This is a genomic window from Thalassospira sp. UBA4513 (assembly GCF_002388495.1).
In the GTDB taxonomy this organism is placed as follows: Bacteria; Pseudomonadota; Alphaproteobacteria; order Rhodospirillales; family Thalassospiraceae; genus Thalassospira; species Thalassospira tepidiphila.
Map to the genome: position 1 here is coordinate 473,247 of NZ_DGMR01000039.1, position 4,836 is coordinate 478,082.

General features: G+C 55.6%; 4 protein-coding genes and 1 tRNA gene (1 of these 5 cut by a window edge). All 5 read right to left on the reverse strand.

Features of this window, described 5'->3' with window-relative positions; translation table 11 throughout:
* Positions 1–65 (reverse strand) — tRNA-Gln (locus B2T33_RS19040); it reaches 101 nt to the left of the window's first position.
* 78 nt (positions 66–143) lie between these two features.
* The gene (locus B2T33_RS19045; RefSeq protein ID WP_286792893.1) at positions 144–1,073 is read right to left on the reverse strand and encodes a 4-(cytidine 5'-diphospho)-2-C-methyl-D-erythritol kinase; all 930 of its coding nucleotides are present in this window, start codon (positions 1,071–1,073) and stop codon (positions 144–146) included.
* Positions 1,074–1,094: 21 nt separating this feature from the next.
* Positions 1,095–2,810, reverse strand: a complete 1,716-nt coding sequence (locus B2T33_RS19050) for a tetratricopeptide repeat protein (RefSeq protein ID WP_286792894.1) — start codon at positions 2,808–2,810, stop codon at positions 1,095–1,097.
* A gap of 182 nt (positions 2,811–2,992) precedes the next feature.
* On the reverse strand, positions 2,993–4,180 hold the full coding sequence (locus tag B2T33_RS19055) for a M20 aminoacylase family protein (RefSeq protein ID WP_286792895.1): 1,188 nt from the start codon (positions 4,178–4,180) through the stop codon (positions 2,993–2,995).
* Positions 4,181–4,276: 96 nt separating this feature from the next.
* Entirely contained in the window at positions 4,277–4,765 is a 489-nt protein-coding gene (locus B2T33_RS19060; protein ID WP_008889212.1) for a hypothetical protein, read from the reverse strand.
* Positions 4,766–4,836: the final 71 nt, after the last annotated feature.

Sequence of the window (4,836 nt, forward strand, 5' to 3'; positions counted from 1 at the left end):
GGTAGGATTCGAACCTACGGTACACGATACCAAAAACCGATGCCTTACCACTTGGCCACGCCCCATCAGCGTGCGTGGCGCGGAAAATAGCGCCCTCATGACAAGAGTGCAACCCTCTATTTGAAGGTTTTTTTATCTCGCGCTCAGTCGGGGAAGGCCGCGCCCATATCTGCCTGCTCGCGGCTCTTTTCCGTCAGGATATGGGTGGGCGAAATCCACCAGTCCGGGTTCTGTGCCGCAATGGCATTTGCCGCACGTTCTGCCTGATCGTTTGTGTCGTAAATTCCGAAACACGTCGCCCCGCTGCCTGACATTCTGGCCAGCAAGCATCCCTCTTCGCGGGCAAGGGCATTTAGCACATCACAAATTTCCGGAAGGATACCGGTGGCCGGCAGGGTCAGGTCATTGCCGCATTCCGACAATGCATCGGCAAGGGCCGCACCACTTTGAAAGGTCTGCTGGGTATCCCATGCGCCGGTCGGGCTAAACCCCTCGTCCGCGCGGGCCTTGAAGATTTCGGGTGTTGAAACTGCCTTGCCGGGATTGATCAGGACCATCGGGACGGACGGCAGGTCGGGCAGTGCGGTGATTTCCTCGCCAATGCCCGACATCAGACAGCTTTTGCCATGCAGGCAAACCGGAACATCTGCCCCGAGTGTTAGCGCGATGCGCGAAAGGGTGTCTGCGTCGAGGTCAAGTTTCCACATCTCGCACAGTAACCGGATCGTCGCCGCCGCATCAGCCGATCCGCCACCGATGCCCGATGCAATCGGCAATCGCTTATCAAGGATCAGGTCAGCCCCCTGTGTCGTGCCACTTTCAGCCTGGAGCATCCGGGCCGCACGCATCACAAGGTTGTCGCTGGTGTCTTCAAGGGCGAGGTTGGCGGCCATGGGGCCGGTGATCGAAAGGGTGATGAGGCCATCGTCGCGCACCTCACCACTCACTACGTCGCCGGATGCGGTAAAGCAGACCAGACTTTCAAGCAGGTGATAGCCGTCATCGCGTTTGCCGGTGACGTGCAAAAACAGGTTAACCTTGGCAGGTGCCTGCTGGCGATAGGTCGCAGACATGAACGTTTCTTCCCAAATGCGTCAGTTTACGACGGTCGGGGCCACGCTTGGTACCTGACCATTGATCTTGGCTTCGACGGTACTGCGCAGTTCTTCGGTCGGATTGAAGGACAGGGCACGGTGCCACTGGAAGCGGGCCTCGTGATAGCGCCCGATCTGCCAATAGGCATCCCCCAGATGATCATTGATGGTCGGATCGTCGGGTTTCAGTTCGACCGCCTTTTCAAGCTGTTCGACCGCATCTTCGAACCGGCCAAGCTTGTAGTAAACCCACCCCAGACTATCGACGATATAGCCATCATCAGGCTGCAATTCGACAGCGCGTTTAAGCATGTCTTCGGCCTGATCGAAATTCATGCCCATATCAACCCAGCTATAACCAAGATAGTTGAGCACATAGGGTTGTTCCGGTTCGACTTCGAGCGCCTGCAGGAAATCTGCCTCGGCCTTGGCCCAGTCACCGGCACGTTCATGGGCAATGCCGCGACGATACAGCAAACGCCAGCCAACCTGGGTCTGGCCACCAAGCCGTTCAATTGCCTTGTCATAGGCGTCTGCGGCCGGGCCATATTGTTGCTGAATGCGCAGGATGTCGCCAAGCTGGATCAGCGCATCCGGGCGATCACGGCGTTCGCTGACCATGTCTTTGAGGATATCAATCGCCTCATCCGCGCGACCGATCTGCTCAAGGCTTGAGGCGGTGCGAAGGCGCGCGTTCCAGCTGTGCGGGGATGAGCGCGGGATCGCTTTGTAAACCTCAATTGCCGTTTCAAAACGGTTCTGAATTTCCATCACTTCACCCACCAGAAGGCGGGTAATGTCATCATCGGGACGTAGCGACAGCGAATAGCGCGCCATCAGCAAGGATGGATCAACCGCGTTTTCCTGACTAAGCAGGGTGGCGATATCGAGATAGGCCTCCGCCAGACCCTCTGCCGGGGTCAGCATGGTTGCGATGGGTGGTTCGTTGCGGTCAAGCCGCGCGAGATGGAACGGCATGGCAAGCGATTGCGGATGCCGATCCATATAGCTTTCATACAGAAGGGATGCCTTTTGCACCTGACCTTTACGCTCATAGACGGCACCAAGGGCCTCGGCGGCGCGAAGCGGCGCGTCGGCTGGATCGCCATAGGCACTGGCAAGCGCGCGTTCAGCGGCATCAAAATCACCAAAATGCGCCAGGATCAGACCGCGATGATATTCCGAAAGCGGGTTAAGCGCGCCATTGCCCTGCATGCCATCAAGGGCTGTCATTGCCGCGTCTTTTTGATCAAGGCCAGTGTAAAGCCAGGCCTTTGCCAGCGGCGCAATCAGGGCATTGATGCCACGTTCGGGCAGGCTTGAAACGATATCAAGCGCATCCTGATAACGATCTTCGCGAATGGCGGCATCCATTACGGTCAGGGCCGCAAACAGGTCCTGATCGTTTTCGGATTGCAAACTGGTGGCAATGTCGACGGCATCGCTGATGCGCCCGTCGCTGATCAATGCCAGGAAGGCCCGGCGTCGCAGCTCTGCGTTATCGGGGTCAAGTTGATGGGCGCGCAAAAGATATTGCGCAGCGTAGTCGGACCGGCTTTCCATCTGGGCGGCCTTGCCAGCCAGGAAGTTGCCCGAAAACCCGTTGGATTGCGGATACTCGAAAACGGCATCGTCGCTGTTCTGTGGCATGGTGCCACAGGCCGAAAGCGCAACAGCCGTCATCGGGATGAGGAGATGTAACAATTTACGTTTCAAAGGCTTTTCCTGCGTCCGCAATTCGGGTTCGGCGATGCCAGATCTGGCGCATCGCCATAGTGAATTTCGGGATTAGCCTACTCAGTCGGCAATTATAAGGCAAAGCATTTGCAACAACAGCAAACCGCTATCTTTGAATGCCATCAATGACACGGGAATACGCAGCGCAGGATAATATGTCTTCAGTCCCGCGACAGGGCTTCTTTGACCAGTGCAATCCAATAGCTGACACCACGCGTGATTGCGTCATCATTGAAGTCATATGCGGCGTTATGAAGCAACCGGTCGCTATCCGTCGGGCCATTACCGAGCCAGATATAGCAACCCGGTTTGACATTCAGCATGAAGGCGAAATCTTCGCTGGCCATGGACGGTTCCGGATTGGTGTCCACCTGATCTGCTCCGACAATCTTCGATGCCACCGAAAGGGCGATTTCGGATTCTGCCGGGCTGTTGATTGTTGCCGGATAACGGCGTTGATAATTCACGCGGGCATCGCAGCCCAGGGCCTGTGCGGTGTGTTTGGCTGTTTCGACCAGACGCGCTTCGATAACATCCTGAATATCAGGATCAAACGTGCGGACGGTGCCGCGAATGGTTGCGGTATTGGGGATTACGTTCCAGGTGTCACCGCCGAAAATCTGGGTGGGTGAAATGACAGCGCTTTTCAAAGGATTGATTTCGCGTGCGACGATTGTTTGCATTGCCAGCAGAACCTGACCTGCTGTCGTAATCGGATCATGGCCAAGATGGGGCATGGCCGCGTGGCAACCTTTGCCCTCAATCACGATTTCAAACACGTCGTAGCTTGCCATCATCGGGCCTGCCTTGACGGCCATGGTGCCGATATCGCGTCCTGGCCAGTTATGCATGCCATAAACCGTATCGACCGGATGGCTGTCAAAAAGGCCCTCTTTGACCATCTCGCGCCCACCGCCTTCGTTTTCTTCGGCAGGCTGGAAAATAAAATCGACGGTTCCGGCAAAATCCGGGTTTTCAGCAAGAATTTTGGCGGCACCAAGCAGCATGGTCATATGGCCATCATGACCACAGGCATGCATTTTCCCTGGATGTTTTGACGCATAAGGCAAATTGGTTGTTTCATGGATATCAAGTGCATCCATGTCTGCGCGAAGCCCGATCCGCTTTCCTTCCCCTTTGTTGCCATGCAGGGTTGCGACAACACCTGTCTTGGCGATGCCGGTCTTGACCTCCAAGCCAAAGGATTTCAGCTTTTCTGCGACAAAGGCACTGGTCAGGTTTTCTTCAAATGCGGTTTCAGGGTGAGCATGCAGATGGTGACGCCAGCTAATGAATTCATCGACAAGTTCGGTGGCGCGAGGATGAAGGGAGCAAGAAGGGACAGTCATCTGCATACTCGATTTTGGATGATATGTGCGGGCATGAACCCGGTAACTTAACACCGGGACCACCATGCTTCAGGTGGTCCCGGTTCCGCGATGTGATCAGATACCCTGAAGCTTCAGGATCGCTTCGGCAACAAGAACCGAACCGGCATAGGTGCCAAGGAAGACAAGGCAGGCAACCAGTGCGAGTTTCCAGCCGGAATGTTTGGCAACTTCGATTTCCTTTTTGGCAATCGCAAAGCCGGCATAGGCAAGCGCCGGGGTTGCAAGGGCCAGGAAGTTAACCGACTTGGCCTGTGCGACAATCCATTCCGAACCCGGTGTCCAGGGAAGGGTCGCGACAATGCCGACCAACGAAATCCATGCAACGCTTGGCAGATAGAACGGCGCAAAGCGGGTCAGGATAAGGCCAACCATCGAGATCAAATAGATCACGATCATGCCCATAAATCCGTCCATCAACGGTATCGCCGGTCCGACTGTGTTCATCACCAGTCCGACAAGGCAGACAATGATCAGGACGACGGCATGATCGACAAGATCAATTTTCGGGCGGGTGGTTTCTTTTGCAACAACGCTATCAGACATGATCAAGCCCCCTTGTTGTCAGCAGCGGCAAGGTCACGCTTACCAGCCGTCGCGTTATAGAGTTTTTCAAC

What these genes read in the sequence shown, in the direction of transcription:
- B2T33_RS19055 (WP_286792895.1), bottom strand. Translation starts at nt 4,180, where the DNA reads ATGACTGTCCCTTCTTGCTCCCTTCATCCTCGCGCCACCGAACTTGTC.
- B2T33_RS19060 (WP_008889212.1), bottom strand. Translation starts at nt 4,765, where the DNA reads ATGTCTGATAGCGTTGTTGCAAAAGAAACCACCCGCCCGAAAATTGAT.
- B2T33_RS19045 (WP_286792893.1), bottom strand. Translation starts at nt 1,073, where the DNA reads ATGTCTGCGACCTATCGCCAGCAGGCACCTGCCAAGGTTAACCTGTTT.